Genomic DNA, 503 nt, shown 5'->3' with positions numbered 1-503 from the left:
TTGCGCATGTCCGTGTGGCCCATCGCGATCCAGACTCTCGCGCCCGATGGGATCATCGCAGCGCCTTCAATGTCGCCGAAACCAGCGTAGCCGATGCAGACGACGAAATACGCACGCAGCAACCTTCGCCCAGTTCGACCGTGATCGCGGCGCACGGATCATGATCGGCAGGCTGCTCATCATCGGCGAGCACGGCCTGCGCAAATGTTACCTTTGGTACCGGCAACGACGCTGCTTCCGCCTGTTCCTGCAACTTGCGCCGCCAAGTGTAGATCAGGCTGGTCGAAACGTCGCGCCGCCGGGATACGTCAGCAACGCAGGCACCCGGCGCAAAGGCCTCGGCGAGGATATCAAGCCGCTCCTCCTCGCTCCAACGCCGCCGACGCTCCGGCCCCGCCATCACCGTGATCTGACCCATGCTCCGCTCCTAAGCTCGCTCATACGAGCGCCCTTAAGACCGGTCGTTCACCCGCCGGACAAGGCGGGGCTCACCGGATGGGTAC

1 protein-coding gene is annotated in these 503 nt (G+C 64.0%); it reads right to left on the bottom strand.

The genetic code is table 11. The annotated features are described in order from the left end of the window. Positions 1-52: 52 nt before the first annotated feature. A complete protein-coding gene (gene tnpA / locus K4G67_RS17330) occupies positions 53-418 on the bottom strand; it encodes an IS66-like element accessory protein TnpA (protein ID WP_008604013.1) in 366 nt (121 codons plus the stop codon). Positions 419-503 lie beyond the last annotated feature (85 nt).

The organism is Croceicoccus hydrothermalis, assembly GCF_022378335.1.
Taxonomy (GTDB): domain Bacteria; phylum Pseudomonadota; class Alphaproteobacteria; order Sphingomonadales; family Sphingomonadaceae; genus Croceicoccus; species Croceicoccus hydrothermalis.
This window is presented reverse-complemented; position numbering and strand designations above follow the sequence as displayed.

Coding starts and splice junctions, on each gene's coding strand:
- tnpA (WP_008604013.1), bottom strand. CDS start 418: ATGGGTCAGATCACGGTGATGGCGGGGCCGGAGCGTCGGCGGCGTTGG.